Origin of the sequence: Collimonas arenae (genome assembly GCF_000786695.1) — a bacterium.
Lineage (GTDB): Bacteria > Pseudomonadota > Gammaproteobacteria > Burkholderiales > Burkholderiaceae_D > Collimonas > Collimonas arenae_A.
This window is the reverse complement of record NZ_CP009962.1, coordinates 5,524,087-5,542,832: the sequence shown is the minus strand read 5'-3', so window position 1 is coordinate 5,542,832 and position 18,746 is coordinate 5,524,087. Positions and strand designations below refer to the sequence as shown.

Annotated in this window: 21 protein-coding genes; 20 read left to right on the top strand and 1 reads right to left on the bottom strand. The window is 54.3% G+C overall.

Annotation, left to right across the window (positions count from 1 at the left end):
• Positions 1 to 21 precede the first annotated feature (21 nt).
• From LT85_RS24590 to LT85_RS24575, 4 genes are all read left to right on the top strand, one after another.
• Positions 22 to 1,230, top strand: coding sequence for an ABC transporter substrate-binding protein (locus LT85_RS24590; protein WP_038497464.1), 1,209 nt, complete (start codon positions 22 to 24; stop codon positions 1,228 to 1,230).
• A gap of 153 nt (positions 1,231 to 1,383) precedes the next feature.
• Positions 1,384 to 2,268: a branched-chain amino acid ABC transporter permease gene (locus tag LT85_RS24585; protein ID WP_038494336.1), complete on the top strand. Its 885-nt coding sequence runs from the start codon at positions 1,384 to 1,386 to the stop codon at positions 2,266 to 2,268.
• 28 nt (positions 2,269 to 2,296) lie between these two features.
• Positions 2,297 to 3,274: a branched-chain amino acid ABC transporter permease gene (locus tag LT85_RS24580; RefSeq protein ID WP_038497461.1), complete on the top strand. Its 978-nt coding sequence runs from the start codon at positions 2,297 to 2,299 to the stop codon at positions 3,272 to 3,274.
• 317 nt (positions 3,275 to 3,591) lie between these two features.
• Positions 3,592 to 4,365: a TSUP family transporter gene (locus LT85_RS24575; RefSeq protein ID WP_038497459.1), complete on the top strand. Its 774-nt coding sequence runs from the start codon at positions 3,592 to 3,594 to the stop codon at positions 4,363 to 4,365.
• Between the two features lie 14 nt (positions 4,366 to 4,379).
• On the opposite strand, the gene LT85_RS26835 is transcribed toward LT85_RS24575, so the two are convergent.
• The gene (locus LT85_RS26835; protein WP_156117633.1) at positions 4,380 to 4,550 is read right to left on the bottom strand and encodes a hypothetical protein; all 171 of its coding nucleotides are present in this window, start codon (positions 4,548 to 4,550) and stop codon (positions 4,380 to 4,382) included.
• Between the two features lie 19 nt (positions 4,551 to 4,569).
• Between LT85_RS26835 and mnmG the strand changes: the two genes are divergently transcribed.
• The 16 genes from mnmG to LT85_RS24490 all read left to right on the top strand — a co-directional run bounded on the left by mnmG (position 4,570) and on the right by LT85_RS24490 (position 18,730).
• On the top strand, positions 4,570 to 6,495 hold the full coding sequence (gene mnmG / locus LT85_RS24570) for a tRNA uridine-5-carboxymethylaminomethyl(34) synthesis enzyme MnmG (protein ID WP_038494333.1): 1,926 nt from the start codon (positions 4,570 to 4,572) through the stop codon (positions 6,493 to 6,495).
• 69 nt (positions 6,496 to 6,564) lie between these two features.
• Positions 6,565 to 7,227, top strand: coding sequence for a 16S rRNA (guanine(527)-N(7))-methyltransferase RsmG (gene rsmG, locus LT85_RS24565; protein ID WP_038494330.1), 663 nt, complete (start codon positions 6,565 to 6,567; stop codon positions 7,225 to 7,227).
• A gap of 16 nt (positions 7,228 to 7,243) precedes the next feature.
• The gene (gene leuE / locus LT85_RS24560) at positions 7,244 to 7,879 is read left to right on the top strand and encodes a leucine efflux protein LeuE (protein ID WP_038494327.1); all 636 of its coding nucleotides are present in this window, start codon (positions 7,244 to 7,246) and stop codon (positions 7,877 to 7,879) included.
• 19 nt (positions 7,880 to 7,898) lie between these two features.
• Positions 7,899 to 8,669: a ParA family protein gene (locus LT85_RS24555; RefSeq protein WP_038494324.1), complete on the top strand. Its 771-nt coding sequence runs from the start codon at positions 7,899 to 7,901 to the stop codon at positions 8,667 to 8,669.
• A 226-nt stretch (positions 8,670 to 8,895) separates the two neighbouring features.
• Positions 8,896 to 9,792, top strand: coding sequence for a ParB/RepB/Spo0J family partition protein (locus LT85_RS24550; protein WP_038494321.1), 897 nt, complete (start codon positions 8,896 to 8,898; stop codon positions 9,790 to 9,792).
• Positions 9,793 to 10,134: 342 nt separating this feature from the next.
• Positions 10,135 to 10,479, top strand: a complete 345-nt coding sequence (locus tag LT85_RS24540) for an ATP synthase subunit I (RefSeq protein WP_038494315.1) — start codon at positions 10,135 to 10,137, stop codon at positions 10,477 to 10,479.
• Positions 10,476 to 11,300, top strand: a complete 825-nt coding sequence (gene atpB, locus LT85_RS24535; RefSeq protein ID WP_038494312.1) for a F0F1 ATP synthase subunit A — start codon at positions 10,476 to 10,478, stop codon at positions 11,298 to 11,300. The genes LT85_RS24540 and atpB overlap by 4 nt, the downstream gene beginning before the upstream one ends.
• 84 nt (positions 11,301 to 11,384) lie before the next feature.
• Complete coding sequence (gene atpE, locus LT85_RS24530) at positions 11,385 to 11,630, top strand: F0F1 ATP synthase subunit C (protein ID WP_038494309.1); 246 nt, start codon at positions 11,385 to 11,387, stop codon at positions 11,628 to 11,630.
• A gap of 67 nt (positions 11,631 to 11,697) precedes the next feature.
• Positions 11,698 to 12,168, top strand: coding sequence for a F0F1 ATP synthase subunit B (locus LT85_RS24525; RefSeq protein ID WP_038494305.1), 471 nt, complete (start codon positions 11,698 to 11,700; stop codon positions 12,166 to 12,168).
• Positions 12,169 to 12,170: 2 nt separating this feature from the next.
• On the top strand, positions 12,171 to 12,710 hold the full coding sequence (locus LT85_RS24520; protein WP_038494303.1) for a F0F1 ATP synthase subunit delta: 540 nt from the start codon (positions 12,171 to 12,173) through the stop codon (positions 12,708 to 12,710).
• A gap of 64 nt (positions 12,711 to 12,774) precedes the next feature.
• Positions 12,775 to 14,316, top strand: a complete 1,542-nt coding sequence (gene atpA / locus LT85_RS24515; RefSeq protein WP_038494300.1) for a F0F1 ATP synthase subunit alpha — start codon at positions 12,775 to 12,777, stop codon at positions 14,314 to 14,316.
• Positions 14,317 to 14,333: 17 nt separating this feature from the next.
• On the top strand, positions 14,334 to 15,206 hold the full coding sequence (gene atpG / locus LT85_RS24510) for a F0F1 ATP synthase subunit gamma (protein WP_014008364.1): 873 nt from the start codon (positions 14,334 to 14,336) through the stop codon (positions 15,204 to 15,206).
• Positions 15,207 to 15,256: 50 nt separating this feature from the next.
• Entirely contained in the window at positions 15,257 to 16,657 is a 1,401-nt protein-coding gene (atpD, locus tag LT85_RS24505; protein WP_014008363.1) for a F0F1 ATP synthase subunit beta, read from the top strand.
• 80 nt (positions 16,658 to 16,737) lie between these two features.
• Entirely contained in the window at positions 16,738 to 17,163 is a 426-nt protein-coding gene (locus LT85_RS24500; protein WP_038497456.1) for a F0F1 ATP synthase subunit epsilon, read from the top strand.
• Positions 17,164 to 17,334: 171 nt separating this feature from the next.
• Entirely contained in the window at positions 17,335 to 18,105 is a 771-nt protein-coding gene (locus tag LT85_RS24495) for a basic amino acid ABC transporter substrate-binding protein (protein ID WP_052135445.1), read from the top strand.
• A 184-nt stretch (positions 18,106 to 18,289) separates the two neighbouring features.
• Positions 18,290 to 18,730: a CoA-binding protein gene (locus LT85_RS24490; RefSeq protein WP_038494297.1), complete on the top strand. Its 441-nt coding sequence runs from the start codon at positions 18,290 to 18,292 to the stop codon at positions 18,728 to 18,730.
• Positions 18,731 to 18,746 lie beyond the last annotated feature (16 nt).

The window sequence follows — 18,746 nt, the reverse complement described above, 5'->3', positions numbered from 1 at the left end:
AAAATGGAGAAGACAATGAATATCAAATTAAAGACGTTGGCAGTTGCAGTGAGCAGCACGATCGCCCTCGGTGTTGCGTTGCCTGCAGCAGCGCAGATTTCTGGCGATGTGGTCAAGATCGGTTTCATCACCGACATGTCGAGCGTCTATTCGGATATCGACGGCCCTGGCGGCGCTGAAGCAATCAAGATGGCGATTGCGGATATGGGCGGCAGCATCAACGGCAAGAAGATCGAACTGGTTGTGGCAGACCACCAGAACAAAGCGGATATCGCTTCGAGCAAAGCACGCGAGTGGTTCGACCAGCAAGGCCTGGACATGCTGATCGGCGGCACCAATTCCGGTACCGCATTGGCGATGGCGAAAATCGCAGCAGAGAAGAAGAAGCCGTTCTTTGAAATCGGCGCCGGCAGCACCCGCCTGACCAATGAAGAATGCACACCTTACACCGTGCACTATGCTTACGATACCTACGCCCTGGCGCATGGCACAGGTTCGCAGGTGGTGAAGCAGGGCGGCAAGAGCTGGTATTTCATTACCGCCGATTACGCGTTCGGCGCCTCGCTGGAAAAGGACACCACCGCAGTAGTGAAGGCCTCCGGCGGCACGGTATTGGGTTCGGTCAAGCATCCGCTCAACGCCTCCGATTTTTCTTCGTTCATGTTGCAGGCGCAATCGTCCAAGGCACAGATCATCGGACTGGCGAATGCTGGCGGCGACTTGATCAATGCAGTGAAGGCAGCGAATGAATTCGGCGTCACCAAGAATGCCAAGCTGGCCGGCTTGCTGGTGTTCATCAACGACATCCATTCGCTGACGCTGAAGCAGACGCAGGGCATGTACCTGACCGACAGCTGGTACTGGGATCAGAATGCCGAATCGCGCGCTTGGGCGAAACGTTATTTTGAGAAGATGAAAAAAGAACCTTCCAGCTTGCAGGCAGGTGATTACTCGGCAGCGATGCAATACCTGACCGCTGTCAAAGCCATCGGCACCGACGACGGCGACAAGGTCATGGCGCAGCTGCGCAAGAGCAAGTTCAACGATATGTATGCGAAGAACGCTTACTTGCGTCCTGACGGCCGTGTGGTGCACGACATGATGCTGTACCAGGTCAAGGCGCCGGCCGATTCGAAATATCCTTGGGACTATCTGAACAAGATCGAGACCATTCCAGGCGAGCAGGCGTTCACGCCGAAGGCTGAGAGTAAATGCACATTGTGGAAATAACGGCGCGCTGATCGCTTCAACGGCTTTTAGCCAGCGTGTATCTGGTGTGTGTTTGGCGTGTATATAGGCGTGCAGTTCCTTGACGGGATCTGCACGCTGTTGCGCTGTTTGATTGTTCTTCACTCGCACGAGTGATTTTTTGATGATATTGCCATGGAAATATTCGGCATTCCCCTTCAAGCCTTGATGAGCCAGCTGTTGCTGGGACTGGTCAACGGTTCGTTCTACGCCATGCTGTCGCTCGGCCTGGCAGTGATCTTCGGCCTGCTCAACGTCATCAACTTCGCCCATGGCGCGCTGTACATGATGGGCGCATTCCTGGCCTGGATCGGGCTGACCTATTTCAACCTGAACTACTGGGTGATGCTGGCTCTCGCGCCGGTGCTGGTGGGGCTGTTCGGCATCATCATCGAGAAGACCATGTTGCGCTGGCTATACAAGCTGGATCATGTCTACGGGTTGCTGCTGACTTTTGGCATCACCTTGATGGTGGAAGGCATCTTCCGCTCGTTCTATGGCGTCTCAGGCCAGCCGTATTCAGTGCCGGATGCCTTGAGCGGCGCTACCGATCTCGGCTTCATGGTGCTGCCGAATTATCGCGCCTGGGTGGTGCTGGCCTCGCTATCGGTATGTTTTGCCACCTGGTTCGTGATCGAGAAGACCAAGCTTGGCGCTTACCTGCGCGCCGGCACCGAGAACCCGAAACTGGTCGAGGCGTTCGGCGTCAACGTGCCGCTGATGGTGACCTTGACCTATGGCTTCGGCGTCGCTTTAGCGGCTTTTGCCGGGGTGCTGGCGGCGCCGGTGATCCAGGTCTCGCCACTGATGGGTTCCAACCTTATTATCGTCGTCTTCGCGGTTGTGGTGATCGGCGGCATGGGTTCCATCATGGGCTCCATCATCACCGGCCTGGCGCTGGGCGTGATCGAGGGATTGACGCGGGTGTTCTATCCGGAAGCCTCGGCCACGGTGGTGTTCGTGGTGATGGCGATTGTGCTGATGATCCGGCCCGCCGGCTTGTTCGGTAAAGAAAAATGAAAACCGGAGCGATGGGAAAGCGATGAACATGAATAAGAAAATTGGTTACGGCATATTGCTGCTGGCTGCCTTGGCGGCGCCGTTCGGTATTTATCCTGTGTTCCTGATGAAGATCATTTGCTTCGCGCTGTTTGCCTGCGCCTTCAATTTGCTGATCGGCTTTACCGGTTTGTTGTCGTTTGGACATGCCGCTTTCTTCGGCGGCGCCGGTTACATTGCCGGATATGCCTTGCAGACTTTGGGTTTGCCGACCGAACTTGGATTGATCGTTGGTACCGCAGCCGGGGCGCTGATTGGCTTGGTGATGGGGAGCCTGGCGATCCGGCGCCAGGGAATTTATTTCACCATGATCACCCTGGCGCTGGCGCAGATGCTGTATTTCGTTTGCCTGCAGATGCCATTCACCGGTGGCGAGGATGGCTTGCAGGGAGTGCCACGCGGACATCTGCTGGGTTTCATCGATCTCGGCAACGACCTGACTTTGTACTACATCGTGCTGGCCATTGCGGTAGCTGGCTTTGCGTTAATTGTCCGCACGGTGAATTCTCCATTCGGCCAGGTGCTGAAAGCCATCAAGGAAAATGAGCCGCGCGCTATTTCCCTTGGTTATGACGTCAATCGCTACAAGTTGCTGGCTTTCGTTTTGTCGGCTGCGTTGTCTGGTCTGGCGGGCTCTACCAAGACTCTGGTGCTGGGTTTTGCAACCCTGACCGACGTCCACTGGACCATGTCCGGCCTGGTGGTATTGATGACACTGGTGGGAGGTTTGGGCACTATCGTCGGACCGATTGTCGGTGCGGTGATCATTATCGTGCTGGAAAACAAGCTGGGCGATATCGGTAACTGGCTCGCCACAGTGACGCACATTGATTGGTTTAGCGGCCTGGGTGAGTCGGTAACTATTGTGACCGGTTTCATCTTCATCGTTTGTGTGCTGGCGTTCCGGCGCGGGATTGTCGGTGAGATATCTGCCTTGTTGAAGAAGCGAGCATCCAGTATCAGTTGACGTTATTGGCTCCAGTTTCCCCTCGAAAAAGCTCGTACATAGCTTGTCTTGTGCGGGTTTTTGTTGTCGGCCCCACCTGAGTTTTTGCCTAAATAATAGGCAGAAAATCCCGATTGGCGTGTGCCTGCCGTTGTTCGGATTCTTCGTTGCTTATGCTGCAATTTCTGCTGGCGGAATTGCTTGGAGAGCTATAACTAAATAACATAGCCCGGACGTAATTCTGGGCAAGGTTTGGCACGTAGAATTGCGTGTCGTAATTGCTCTGGCGTCAATATATTATGACCGCCACTTTTTTCAATTTCTCGTTCCTACACGCCATGCCTGAGTTATTCCCCGATTTTCTTATTTTGGCGCTTGCCAGTTTTCTCGCCGGTCTGATTGACGCAGTAGTCGGGGGAGGGGGACTGATTCAGATTCCAGCCTTGTTTGCCATGCTGCCCAACACCACGCCCGCAACCATCTTCGGCACCAATAAACTGGCCGGTATCTTCGGTACCGGTGCCGCTGCGGTGAATTTTGCCAGGCGGGTGAAGATTGCCTGGAATTCTGCATTGCCTGCCGCGGGAGCTGCTTTTCTGTTTGCTTTCTTGGGGGCTTATACCGTTACGCATATTCCTACCGAAGCTATCCGAAAATCATTGCCATTCATTTTGTTGGCGGTTGCGGTTTACACGATTAAGAAGAAAGATTTCGGCAGTATCCATGCACCCTTGCATACAGGCTCTAAAGAAAAGTTGCTTGCGATGTTGATCGGTGGCGGCATCGGATTTTATGACGGTGTTTTCGGCCCTGGTACAGGTAGCTTCCTGATTTTCTTGTTTGTGCGTTTTTTCGGCTTCGATTTCCTGGCTGCGTCGGCGGTATCTAAGGTAATCAATGTTGCGACCAATTTGGCGGCATTGCTGTGGTTTGGATATAGCGGGCATATCATCTGGCAACTTGGATTGATTATGGCTATCTGTAATGTTGGCGGCTCTTTGGTTGGTACCAAGCTCGCACTCAAACACGGGAGTGGTTTTGTACGGAAGCTTTTCTTGTTTGTCGTGTCGGTGCTGATATTGAAGACAGGTTACGACGCTTTTTTGAAATAGTTATATCCAGATCTTTAAACAAAAACGGCGATTGTTCCACGTGAAACAATCGCCGTTTTGTTTTTCTGTAGAAAGTTCTGCTGCATACCTAATGTTCCACGTGAAACATCTGTTGTATGTCCAGCACAGAAATGAATGTCGACGCTGCATGCTTTATAATCACCCCTCTGTTCACCGTTTTTCATCGTCTCCAAGAGGCGCACTATGCTTTTTCCTACACATTTTGATGTAATCGTCGTTGGCGGCGGTCACGCCGGCACCGAAGCCGCGCTGGCCTCCGCCCGTATGGGCCAAAAAACGCTATTGTTGACACACAATATCGAAACCTTGGGTCAAATGTCTTGCAACCCGTCCATCGGCGGCATTGGCAAGGGTCATCTTGTGAAAGAAGTCGACGCCATGGGTGGCGCGATGGCAATCGCCACCGATGAAGCTGGTATCCAGTTTCGCATCCTGAATTCCTCCAAGGGCCCGGCAGTACGTGCAACCCGAGCGCAAGCTGACCGCATCCTGTACAAGCAAGCCATCCGTTCACGCCTGGAAAACCAGGAAAATCTATGGCTGTTCCAGCAGGCAGTGGATGATCTGGTCGTAGAAGGGGATCGCGTTATTGGCGCCGTCACCCAGGTAGGGATCCGATTCCTTAGCAGGGCGGTGGTGCTGACTGCCGGTACTTTCCTGGACGGGAAGATTCACGTCGGTTTGAATAACTACTCTGCAGGCCGCGCCGGCGATCCGCCGGCGATTTCTTTGTCGGCTCGTCTGAAAGAGTTGAAGTTGCCGCAAGGACGTCTCAAGACCGGAACGCCTCCGCGTATCGATGGCCGTACTATCGATTTCTCGGTAATGGAACCACAACCGGGCGATCTTGATCCAGTACCGGTATTTTCCGTCATGGGCAATGCCGCAATGCATCCGGCGCAACTGCCTTGCTGGATTACCCATACCAACCAGCAAACACACGATATTATCCGCGCCGGCCTGGACCGCAGCCCGATGTACACAGGTGTCATCGAGGGAGTTGGTCCGCGTTACTGTCCTTCGATCGAGGACAAGATCCATCGTTTCTCCGGAAAGGATTCACACCAGATATTCCTGGAGCCGGAAGGGCTGACCACCAACGAATTTTATCCTAATGGTATTTCGACAAGTCTGCCGTTCGATGTGCAGCTGGCGTTGGTGCATTCGATGCGCGGCCTTGAAAATGCCCACATCCTGCGTCCCGGCTACGCCATCGAATACGATTACTTCGATCCCCGCGGCCTGAAGGCTTCGCTCGAAACCAAAATGATCCAGGGTCTGTACTTTGCCGGCCAGATCAATGGTACGACTGGTTACGAAGAAGCCGCCGCGCAAGGGATGCTCGCCGGTCTCAATGCAGCGTTGCAAACGCAAGAGCGCGATGCATGGACGCCGCGCCGCGATGAAGCTTATCTCGGCGTGTTGGTCGACGACCTGATTACCCAAGGTGTACAAGAGCCGTATCGGATGTTCACCAGTCGTGCCGAATACCGTTTGAGCTTGCGCGAAGATAACGCCGACTTGCGCCTAACGGAAATCGGCCGCCAACTGGGATGTGTCGGCGACGTGCAATGGGCGCAATTCGAGAAAAAGCGTGAAGCGGTGGCTCTCGAGATGGAGCGCCTGCGTTCAACCTGGGTCAATCCGCGCATTGTCGCCGATGCCGAGGCCGAGCGTTTGCTGGGTAAGCCCATGGAACGGGAATATGCCCTGATGGATTTGCTCCGTCGGCCAAATGTTACTTATGAACAATTGATGACGCTGAAGGGCGTTGATGGCCAGGATCTCGGCGGTCCGGGCGTGCAGGATGACACAGTCAAGGAGCAGGTCGAAATCCAGGTCAAATATGCTGGCTATATCGATCGCCAGGCGCGCGAAGTAGAGCGCCACGAACATAATGAAAACCTGAAGCTGCCGGCGGATTTGGACTACATGGAAGTGCAAGCCTTGTCGATCGAAGTACGGCAGAAGCTGAACCTTCACCGGCCGGAAACCTTCGGCCAGGCCTCGCGCATTTCCGGCATCACGCCGGCGGCATTGTCGCTGTTGCTGGTGCATCTGAAAAAGGGCGGCATGAAGCGTCTGAATCCCGATGACCAAGCGGCTTGAGGTAAGAATGACTTGCATGAAAAATAACGACCAGACAGGTAATTGCCAGCATCATCGCGGAGCGGCACTATGAGTTCAATCCAGGCCACCACGTTGGAAGAGAGCCTGCAGCAAGGCGCACAAATTTTAGGCATCACACTGGATCAGCAGCAGCAACAGCAATTACTGGCTTATCTGAACCTGCTGGCAAAGTGGAATAAGGTGTACAACCTGACCTCGATCCGCGAGCCGGCGCAAATGATGACCCACCATCTGCTGGATTCGCTGGCAGTGGTGCCGGCCTTTGCCGACGCCGAGAATGTGTTGGACGTCGGCGCCGGTGGCGGCTTGCCAGGAATGATCCTGGCGATCTGGGCAGGCAAGGCCAAGCCTTCGATGCGCGTATCCATGATCGATACGGTGCACAAGAAAACGGCATTCCTGACGCAGGTAAAAGCCGAGCTGGGATTGAGCAACGTCAGCGTGCATACGGCAAGGGTAGAGCAGCTGCAGGTGGCGCAGAAATTCGATGTGATCACTTCACGCGCATTTGCCGAGTTGGCGGATTTTATCAACTGGTCGGCGCATTTGCTGACAGATGATGGTCAGTTCATTGCGCTGAAAGGCGTCAAGCCGGACGACGAAATTTCACGCTTGCCGGCTGGCTGGCAGGTGACAGAAGTAAGGCCGGTGGCCGTGCCGGGACTGGATGCGGAACGCCACCTGATATTTATCAAGCGCAGCAAGCCATAACGGGAGCAGGTCTACCATGAGCGCCTTTTTTCATACCCTCGGCATTACCGACGTCTGGCAACTGATCGTTGCGACGATGGTGTTCCTGATGCTGCCTGGAGCCGGGACTTTTTGTATCCTGACCAGCGCAGGCAAGGGTGGCATCCGCGGCGGCTATGCGTCGGTGTTCGGTATTATGCTGGGCGATGCGCTGCTGATGTTCCTGGCAGCAATCGGCGTGGCCGCGTTGCTTACCGCTAATCCGATGGTGTTCAAGGCGATCCAGTATGTCGGTGCGGCATACCTGGCCTATCTCGGTTGCCGGTTGTTGTTTGCTAAAAAGACCGATGGTGCCAGCGCAGAGATCGGCTTTGCCGGCGCCAGCAACTTCACGCGCGGTTTCATGGCGACGTTGATCAATCCCAAGCCGATCGTGTTCTACATGGCTTTTTTCCCCCTGTTCATGGATCCGGCAACCCAGCGCGGCGGCCTGACATTTCTGACAATGGGCGCAATCATTTCCAGCTGCGCATTTATTTACGGTAGTCTGTTGGTACTGCTTGGTAATACTGCCGCCAAGCGCCTGGGACACAATCGCCGTATCGCCGCATTCGCTTCCAAGGCCGCAGGGATTTTCCTGATCGGCTTTGGCATCAAGTTATCAACCAATTAAATAACGACCTGACCACTACATGGCAAAAATATTTTGTGTCGCCAATCAAAAGGGCGGGGTCGGTAAAACTACCACCGCCGTCAATCTCGCCGCCGGCCTGGCGCAACTGAATCAGCGCGTATTGCTGGCCGATCTTGATCCGCAGGGCAATGCCACGATGGGTGCGGGCATCAACAAGGGCGCATTGACGGCCTCGATTTATGAAGTGCTGTTGGGGATGTCGGATATCAAAGCGGTGCGCAAGACTTCCGAGACCGGCGGTTTTGATGTCTTGCCGGCAAACCGTGAGCTGGCGGGCGCCGAAGTGGAAATGGTGGAGCTTGAAAATCGCGAAAAGCGCTTGAAAGACGCGTTTGCCAGCATCGCCGACGAATACGATTTCATTTTGATCGACTGTCCCCCGGCTTTGTCGATGCTGACCTTGAATGGTCTGTGTGCGGCCAATGGCGTCATCATTCCGATGCAATGCGAGTACTACGCGCTGGAAGGTTTGTCGGATCTGGTGAACACCATCAAAAAGGTGCATGCCAACCTGAATCCGGATTTGAAGATTATCGGCCTGCTGCGCGTCATGTTCGATCCACGCATGACTTTATCGCAACAAGTATCGGAAGAGCTCGAAAAGCATTTTGGCGACAAGGTATTCAAGACAGTGATTCCGCGCAATGTGCGTCTGGCAGAAGCGCCATCGTATGGCATGCCGGGCGTGAGTTTCGATGCGGCCTCCAAGGGTGCGCAGGCGTATATCGCCTTTGGCGCCGAGATGGTAGAACGCATTAAAACAATGTAGCCAATTGCGGGAAAGAGTTTGAGAGCCACCGCCGCTTGGCGAATTACCCTAGCCGGGCGCCTCTGTCCCCAACTAATTAGACACAGGTAATACAGAGGTAGTGAACATAGTTATCCATGGGCTTAGTCACAGTTTATTCCCGCTTTATTCATGGGTTGCCCACAGAGTTATCCACAGGCTTTCAGCGTGTATTCGGCGCGTAGCCAGTAATCTACGGTAGGAAAAGATGGTCACGAAAAAATCAAAAGGGTTGGGTCGGGGTCTTGAAGCATTGTTGGGTGGATCGACAGATATCACCGAAGCGGTGCCGACGATTGTCGGAGCGCCTTCGGTGCTGGCGGTGACGGTCATGCAGGCCGGCAAATACCAGCCACGTACCCGCATGGATGAAGGCGCGCTTGCTGAGCTGGCGTCATCGATCAAGGAGCAGGGCTTGCTGCAGCCAATCCTGGTGCGGCCGATTGCCTTGCACAATGGTGCCCAGCACTACGAAATCATCGCCGGTGAGCGCCGCTTCCGGGCGGCGCAGATGGCGGGGCTGATCGAGGTGCCGGTGCTGGTCAAGGATGTCGACGACCAGACCACGGCGGCGATGGCGCTGATCGAAAACATGCAGCGCGAGGACCTGAATCCGCTGGAAGAAGCGCAGGGTATCCATCGCCTGATCACCGATTTCAGTTTCACCCATGAACAGGCGGCGGTGTCGGTAGGGCGGTCGCGCAGTGCTGTATCGAATCTGTTGCGTCTGCTGAACCTGGCCAAGCCGGTGCAAACCATGCTGATGGCGGGCGATATCGACATGGGGCACGCGCGGGCGCTGCTGGCGGTCGATGCTGCAACCCAGATCACGCTGGCGAACCAGGTCGTGGCCAAGCGCATGTCGGTGCGGGATACCGAAAAGCTGGTGGTGCGCACCACGACAGAAGCGGAAGCGGCAAATCGCCCGGTCAAGAATAAAGAAAAATCGCGCGATATCGCCAGGCTGGAAGAGGAGCTTTCCGATTTGCTCGCGACCCAGGTAACAATCAAGACGGCAGCCAAAAATCGCGGCCAGCTGATCATCGATTTTTCCGACCTGGATACATTGGATGGTCTGATTACCCGCCTGAAAGGCGTAGAGTAAGTTACAAAGGGAAATGTGAATCGATGGCCGATGTATTTTTGAAATTCACAATTTTGGTGCATCGGTACAAATTCAATGCGTTGGCGGATTCGCGGATTGGTCCCAAAGATTTGATCAATAACAGTAATTGGAGCCATTATCATTTGTTGTATAAGCTTATGATTCGGCAGCAAAAGTTTGACGAAAGCCGCGGCCAGCCTTTATAATCCTCGGGCTTCTAAATCAGCCGTAGACTGGTAAGTTCGTAGCAACGGCGTAGTCGTTGCGTGATAACTGCGCTGCATCAACACACTGCAACCGCGTTCTGTTTAGCGAGTAGTTTTCGCACATTATTGGGTCAGTATGCTGCGCATCGTGCTTATGCAATTTGTTACTACGGCCGTGCTGGCATGTATTGCAGGTTTACTAGCCGGCGTATCCGGATTCTGTTCCGCGCTTTTAGGTGGTGTGTGCTGCGCGGTTCCCAATGGACTGTTTGCTCTCCGTCTTTACATTAGCGCGCGCAAACCAGGCGGCGCCAACCCGATGTCTTTTTTCATCGGCGAGTTTGTCAAAATTGCTACAACGATTGCGCTGATTGGCGCGGTCGTATGGTTGTACCACGATTTGAATTGGCCGGCCTTTATCGTCAGCTTCATCGTGGTACTTAAAAGTTACATAATCTTACTTTTTAGACATCGATCATGACCGTAGCTCCAAGCGAAGCACTTACCCCCTCAGAATATATCGTCCATCACCTCGGACATTTTGCCAACGGCCATCAAGTCAAGATAGTCGATTTTTCGATCATCAATATCGATACCATTTTCTGGTCGCTGTTCGCCGGCGTGCTCGGCAGCCTGCTGATGTATATGGCTGCGCGTAAAGCGACTGCCGGTGTGCCAGGCCGTTTCCAGGCTTTCGTCGAAATGGTGGTCGAAATGGTTGACGACCAGGCCAAGGGCATTGTGCACGGCGACCGTAGCTTCATCGCACCGCTGGCGTTGACGGTGTTCGTCTGGGTCGCGCTGATGAATTCGCTGGACTTCCTGCCGGTCGACATGTTTTCTTCCTTCTTCAAATTCGTAGGCCTGGACAGCGTCATTTCGCATCACCGCGTAGTGCCGACCGCCGACCTCAACGGCACCATGGGCATCGCCCTGGGCGTGCTGGTGCTGATGCTGTATTACAGCTTCAAGATCAAGGGCGTTGGCGGCTTCCTGCATGAACTGGTCGCAGCGCCTTTCGGTATCTGGCTGGCGCCAGCCAACCTGTTGCTGAACCTGATTGAGTTTGCGGCAAAGACTGTATCGCTGGCGATGCGGCTGTTCGGCAACATGTACGCCGGTGAACTGTTGTTCCTGTTGATCGCGCTGCTGGGTTCCACGGCTACCGCGTTCGGTTTTGTCGGCCACGTGATTGCCGGTTCGATCTGGGCGATCTTCCATATCCTGATCGTGTTGTTGCAAGCGTTTATTTTCATGATGCTGACCCTGGTGTATATCGGCCAGGCGCATGAGTCGCACTAATCGGTTTTGAATTTGTAGTTTTAGTTTTTTGTATCTGTTTTTCGTATTAACTTTTTGTATTCACTTAACTTTGAAGGAATTGTCATGACTGATCTGTCTTTTGTTGCTTTGGCTTGTGGTTTGATCATCGGTTTGGGCGCTATCGGTGCTTGTATCGGTATCGCGATCATGGGCGGTAAGTATCTGGAAGCATCGGCACGTCAACCAGAACTGATGAACACCCTGCAAACCAAGATGTTCTTGCTGGCTGGTCTGATCGACGCTGCGTTCCTGATCGGTGTTGGTATCGCCATGTTGTTCGCATTCGCAAACCCATTCGTTCCTAAGTAATTTAATCGAGCGTAACCGAATCGGCTGAAGTCATTTCAGCCCACGTTATTCTGAGAAGGAAATTACCGTGAACTTAAATGCAACATTGATTGCTCAGTTCGTGGTCTTCTTTATCCTCGCGTTGTTCACGATGAAATTCGTGTGGCCGCCGTTGATAAAAGCGCTCGATGAGCGTGCCAAGAAGATTGCGGACGGCCTGGCAGCCGCAGACCGCGGCAAGGCAGATCTGGCGGCCGCTGAAAAGCGTGCTTCGGCAGAACTGGCGACTGCGCGCGACGAAGGTCAGAAGCGTATTGGCGAAGCTGAAAAGCGCGGCCAAGCGATTGTCGACGAAGCCAAGAAAACTGCTGCTGAAGAAGCTGCTCGCATCATCGCTAACGCCAAGGCCGAAGCGGAACAGCAAATGACCAAAGCTCGCGAAGCACTGCGTGGCGACGTTGCGACCCTCGCGGTCAAAGGCGCCGAACAGATCCTCAAGCGCGAAGTCAACTCTGCTGCTCACGCCGATTTGCTGAACCAACTGAAAACAGAGCTGTAATCATGGCAGAACTTGCAACGATTGCTCGCCCTTATGCAGAAGCGCTGTTCCGTGTAGCCAAATCGCAAGATCTGACGGCCTGGGCCAATCTGGTTTCGGAAATGGGACAAGTAGTGTCCCATCCTGAGGTCATGGCGCTGGCGCAAAATCCCGCCGTCTCGCATCAGCAAGCTGCTGCTACGTTTCTGGCGCTGTTGAAATCGCCGCAGGCAGCCAGTGCCGAAGTCAAGAACTTCGTCACGACGCTGGTTGATAACGGCCGTTTGACTGCGCTGCCGGAAATCGCCGAGCAATTTCATGTGCTGAAGAACGCACAAGAAGGCGCTGCCGATGCTGAGATCACCAGTGCTTTCGAGATGACCGAGGCGCAAGTGAAGGATTTGATCACCACGTTGGAAAAGAAATTCGGCCGCAAGCTGAACCCATCGGTCACAGTGGATAATTCGCTGATCGGCGGCGTACGCGTAGTAGTCGGTGATGAAGTGCTGGACACTTCGGTACGCGCCAAGCTGCAGGAATTGCATGCTGCTTTGGCGGCGTGATCCGATCGGCAGAGACCTTTGCGTATTTGCGTAACTGAGCAACGAAAAATATTTAGGAGTTTATATGCAACTCAACGCGTCTGAAATCAGCGAACTGATCAAGAGCCGGATTCAAGGCCTTGGCGATACCGCTGAAATTCGCAATCAAGGCACGGTTATTTCCGTGTCCGACGGTATCTGCCGTATCCATGGTCTGTCTGACGTGATGCAAGGTGAGATGCTGGAATTCCCAGGCAATACCTTCGGCCTCGCGCTGAATCTCGAGCGCGACTCTGTCGGCGCGGTTATTCTGGGTGACTTCGAGCACATTTCCGAAGGCGATACAGTTAAATGTACCGGCCGTATCCTGGAAGTGCCTATCGGTCCGGAACTGCGTGGCCGTGTAGTGAATGCACTGGGCCAGCCTATCGATGGCAAGGGTCCGGTCAACACCAAGCTGACAGCGCCGATTGAAAAGATCGCCCCAGGCGTTATCGCCCGTCAATCCGTTTCGCAACCAATGCAGACCGGTATCAAGTCGATCGACTCGATGGTACCAATCGGCCGCGGCCAGCGCGAACTGATCATCGGCGACCGTCAAACCGGCAAGACTGCTGTGGCGATTGATGCGATCATCAATCAAAAGGGCCAGGACGTGACATGTATCTATGTCGCTATCGGTCAAAAAGCATCGTCGATCAAGAACATCGTGCGTTCGCTGGAAGCACATGGCGCCATGGAATACACCATCGTCGTTGCTGCATCGGCTTCCGAGTCGGCTGCGATGCAATATCTGTCGGCTTACTCCGGCTGTGCAATGGGCGAGTATTTCCGTGACCGCGGTGAAGACGCGCTGATCGTATATGACGATCTGTCGAAGCAGGCTGTTGCGTACCGTCAGGTATCGCTGCTGTTGCGCCGTCCGCCAGGCCGTGAAGCTTATCCTGGCGACGTGTTCTACCTCCACAGCCGTTTGCTGGAGCGCGCAGCACGCGTGAACGAAAAGTACGTCGAAGATTTCACCAAGGGTGAAGTCAAGGGCAAGACTGGTTCGCTGACTGCTTTGCCGATCATCGAAACCCAGGCTGGCGACGTTTCCGCTTTCGTTCCGACCAACGTGATTTCGATTACCGACGGTCAGATCTTCCTGGAAACTTCCTTGTTCAACGCCGGTATCCGTCCTGCGATCAACGCCGGTATTTCGGTATCGCGCGTTGGTGGCGCTGCTCAGACCAAGGTGATCAAGAACCTGTCCGGCGGTATCCGTACCGACTTGGCGCAATATCGTGAACTGGCTGCGTTTGCGCAGTTTGCTTCCGACCTCGACGAAGCGACCCGCAAGCAACTGGACCGCGGTGCACGCGTGACTGAGCTGTTGAAGCAGGCGCAATACTCGCCGTTGTCGATCTCGCTGATGGCTGTGACTTTGTTCGCGGTCAACAAGGGCTTCCTGGACAGCATCGACGTCAAGCAAGTACTGCCGTTCGAAAGCGGTCTGCACAGCTTCATGAAGACCAGCCACGCGCCTTTGCTGCAAAAGATTGAAGAAACCAAGCAACTCGATAAAGATGGCGAAGCTGCATTGTCCGCTGCCGTTGCTGATTTCAAAAAATCGTTCGTGGCTTAATTTAACTGGAGCACGGAATGGCTACAGGTAAAGAGATACGCAGCAAGATCAAGAGCGTAGAAAATACGAAGAAGATCACCAAGGCGATGGAAATGGTCGCCGCATCCAAAATGCGCAAGGCGCAGGACCGGATGCGTGCGGCACGTCCCTACAGTGACAAGATTCGTAATATCGCTTCTAACTTGTCGCAAGCCAATCCAGAGTACACGCACCCGTTCATGGTGAAGCAGGACAACTCCAAGAACGTTGGTTTCATCGTCGTCACCACAGACAAAGGTCTGTGCGGCGGCATGAATACCAACTCCTTGCGTTTGCTGACCGCGAAACTGCGTGAGCTGGAAGGACAAGGCAACAAGGTTCAGGCAGTAGCGATCGGCAACAAGGGTCTGGGTTTCCTCAACCGGATCGGCGCCAAGGTCGTTGCGCATGCCGTGCAACTGGGCGACACGCCGCATCTGGACAAGCTGATCGGGCCGGTCAAGGTACTGCTCGATGCTTACCAGGAAGGTCGCCTGGACGCGGTTTATCTGGTGTACACCAAGTTCATCAACACGATGAAGCAAGAGCCGATGCTGCAGCAGTTGCTGCCGCTGTCGAGCGATCGTCTTGAGGCTGATAAAGAAGGTTCGCATTCCTGGGACTATATTTACGAGCCGGATGTGCAAAGCGTCATCGATGAATTGCTGGTGCGTTACGTGGAAGCGCTGATTTATCAGGCTGTCGCAGAAAACATGGCGTCCGAGCAATCGGCGCGTATGGTGGCGATGAAGTCGGCTAGCGACAACGCGGGTAACGTGATCGGCGAATTGAAACTGGTCTACAACAAGACGCGTCAAGCTGCGATCACGAAGGAATTGTCCGAGATCGTTGCCGGTGCGGCTGCCGTCTAGCGCGCTACGCGCTTAACAGAAACTTATTTTTATATATTGAAGGAACGAAAATGGCTGATGGCAAAATCGTTCAGTGTATCGGCGCTGTGGTGGACGTTGAATTCCCACGTGACGCGATGCCTAAGATTTACGACGCCTTGAAGATGGACGGCTCGGAACTGACGCTGGAAGTACAACAACAGCTGGGTGACGGCGTAGTCCGTACCATTGCGCTGGGTACATCCGACGGTTTGCGCCGCGGCATGACAATCAAGAACACAGGTCAGCCAATCATGGTGCCTACCGGTAAAGCAACACTGGGCCGCATCATGGACGTGCTGGGTAACCCGATCGACGAATGCGGTCCGGTGAGCCACGAAACGACCGCTTCGATCCACCGCAAAGCGCCTGCATACGACGAACTGTCGCCATCGCAGGAATTGCTGGAAACCGGCATCAAGGTTATTGACCTGGTTTGCCCGTTCGCCAAGGGTGGTAAGGTCGGTCTGTTCGGTGGTGCGGGTGTGGGCAAGACCGTGAACATGATGGAACTGATCAACAACATCGCCAAGGCGCACAGCGGCTTGTCCGTGTTTGCCGGCGTCGGTGAGCGTACTCGTGAAGGTAACGACTTCTATCACGAAATGGCTGACGCTAAAGTGGTTGATCTGGAAAATCCGGAAAAATCCAAAGTAGCGATGGTTTACGGCCAGATGAACGAACCGCCAGGTAACCGTCTGCGCGTTGCGCTGACCGGCCTGACGATCGCTGAAGGCTTCCGTGACGAAGGTAAAGACGTGTTGTTCTTCGTCGATAACATCTACCGTTATACACTGGCCGGTACAGAAGTTTCCGCGCTGCTGGGCCGTATGCCTTCAGCCGTGGGTTACCAGCCTACGCTGGCTTCGGAAATGGGCCAGCTGCAAGAACGTATCACCTCGACAAAAACCGGTTCGATCACATCGATCCAGGCCGTCTACGTTCCTGCGGATGACTTGACCGACCCGTCGCCTGCTACCACCTTCGCTCACTTGGACTCCACCGTTGTGTTGTCGCGTGATATCGCTTCGCTGGGTATCTATCCTGCGGTTGATCCGCTGGATTCGACTTCGCGTCAGCTGGATCCGCAAGTGGTTGGTCAAGAGCACTACGAAACTGCCCGCGCTGTGCAAGGTATCTTGCAACGCTACAAGGAATTGCGCGACATTATCGCGATTCTGGGTATGGACGAACTGGCTCCGGAAGACAAGCTGTTGGTGGCGCGTGCGCGTAAGATGCAGCGTTTCCTGTCGCAACCTTTCCACGTTGCTGAAGTGTTTACCGGTTCGCCAGGTAAATACGTTTCGCTGAAGGACACGATCAAGGGCTTCAAGATGATCGCCAGCGGCGAACTCGATCACCTGCCGGAACAAGCGTTCTACATGGTCGGCACGATCGAAGAAGCAATCGAAAAGGCCAAGAAGATCGGCTAACCGGCAGGCATCGGAGCTGCTGCAACTGAGCGGCTCCGGCGCTTCCCGTTAGTGACTTCATGGACAACAAAGGGTTTAAGATGGCAAACACTATTCACGTAGACGTTGTTTCCGCGGAAGAGAATATCTTCTCCGGCGAAGCCGAATTCGTCGCGTTGCCGGGTGAGTCGGGCGAGCTGGGGATTTATCCTCGCCACACCCCACTTATCACGCGCATCAAGCCGGGTGCCGTACGCATCAAGGTGGCAGGCCAGGCACAGGACGAGTTTGTGTTCGTTGCCGGCGGTTTGCTGGAAGTGCAGCCGAACAAGGTTACCGTGCTGGCTGACACCGCAATCCGCGGCGCCGACCTGGACGAAGCGAAGGCTAGCGAAGCCAAGCGTCGCGCCGAAGAAGCGTTGACCAATAAAGAATCCTTGATCGATTACGCAAAAGCACAGTCAGAGTTGACTGCCGCGATTGCGCAATTGGCGGCGATTCAGAAATTGCGTCAAAAAGGACGCTGATCCGCTATTGTGGTTTTTCGGATGGCAACAAGAAAAAGCAGCTTCGGCTGCTTTTTTGTTGTCCAAAGCAAAAGCCCGCTGCAGTTTTAGCATGGCGCGGCGAGTGTTATTCCACTAAGATGTTCCTGTCCCTCATAATAACGCGGCCTGAGCACGCCAAGGAGGAAACAGATGAAAACGCTGCTACGAAATTTGCTGCTGGTTGGCATGTTGGCATGCGGCCTTGGCGCATGTGAGAAGCCGGTAGATACGGCGCCGACTCCGAAGGTATACAAGGTCGGCATGAACGCAGCATTTGCCCCCTTCGGCTCGATCGACACCAGCGGCAAGATCGTCGGTTTTGACGTCGACATCATGCAGGCGGTGGCAGACCAGGCCGGGATCAAGATCGTCTGGGTCAATACCCCCTGGGAGGGCATATTTACCACCCTGGCCAATGCGGACATCGACATCATCGCCTCCGGCGTCACAATTACCGACGAGCGCAAGCAGAGCATGCTGTTCTCGGATCCGTATTTTGAAGCCAAGCAGGTGATCCTGGTTTCGCCAGGGAAAAACATCGGCAGTCCGGATGATCTGAAACAGGCCAATCGTGTTGGTGTGACAGCCGGCACCAGCGCCGACACCATCATGCAGAAAATGCTGGGTAAGAACAGCAACGCGCTGGTGCGCTTCGAAAGCTTGCCGCTGCTGCTGACTGAAGTCGATAACGGTGGTGTCGATGCCGCCGTCGGCGATAACGGCGCGGTGGCCAATCATTTGAAATTCAACAAAGACAAGGGTTTCAAGTTGATCGAGAGCGACAAGTTCGAGAAAGAATATTACGGTATCGCTGTACGGCCAGTCGATACCGCTCTGATGGCCAAGATCAATAGCGGACTCAAAGCAGTGCACGCCAACGGCAGCTACGACAAGATTTACGCCAGCTATTTCGCCAAGTAGACATGCAGCCGCTTTCCGGTAATGGGGGAGGGTGGCCTAAAGCCGTTGCCCATACGACTACAAGAGCGGCGCCGGAAATTGCAAAATCACAGTAATATTCACAGTAAGCTTCGCATTAAGATCATCTTCAGATTCTCGAATTTATCGAGATTTCCCATACGCTGACCAGCAGATCGCCGAACCCATGACCACGCTATCCAAGCCAGAATATAACCCTGTCAATCCGGTCATCGCCATAGTCGGCCTGTCGCCAAAACCGGATCGTCCCAGCTACGGCGTGGCTCGCTACATGCAGGAGCGAGGATACCGGATCATTCCGGTCAATCCGACGCATGTGGGCACTTACATTCTTGGAGAGCCTTGCTACGCCAATCTTTATGACGCGGCAAAAGCGCTGGCAGGGGAAAATCAAAAGATCGACATCGTCGATTGTTTTCGCAAGGCAGAAGACATTCCACCCATCGTCGGCGAGGCGATCATGATTGATGCACGCTGCATCTGGATGCAGCTTGGCATTGTCAATGAAGCGGCCGCCGCCAAGGCGCGCGCCTTTGGAATGCAGGTGGAGATGGATAGCTGCATCAAGATCGAACATGCGCTGGGCAACCTGCACGGTATTTTGTAGCTGACCCGCAGCGACG